Origin of the sequence: Gemmiger formicilis (assembly GCF_016900095.1) — a bacterium.
Lineage (GTDB): Bacteria > Bacillota > Clostridia > Oscillospirales > Ruminococcaceae > Gemmiger > Gemmiger formicilis_A.
In genome coordinates, this window is record NZ_JACJJP010000098.1 from 1 (window position 1) to 212 (window position 212).

Annotated in this window: 1 rRNA gene; it reads right to left on the reverse strand. The window is 46.7% G+C overall.

From position 1 onward, the window contains the following. A 5S ribosomal RNA gene (gene rrf / locus H6B15_RS15360) occupies window positions 1–77 on the reverse strand; the annotation flags it as partial. Window positions 78–212: the final 135 nt, after the last annotated feature.

Here is a 212-nt window from a genome sequence, read left to right on the forward strand (position 1 = left end):
CTATCTTCGGCACCAGTGAGCTTAACTTCTGTGTTCGGAATGGGAACAGGTGGATCCTCACCGTCATCGACACCGGCCATTTGCATGACCTTATCGGCTATGCTTCTCTTTTCTGAAGGTATATACCCTCAAAACTGAATATCGAACTGCTGGCAAATGAAGTACTCTAAGAAAATGGGGTCAAGCCCTCGACCTATTAGTACACGCTAGCT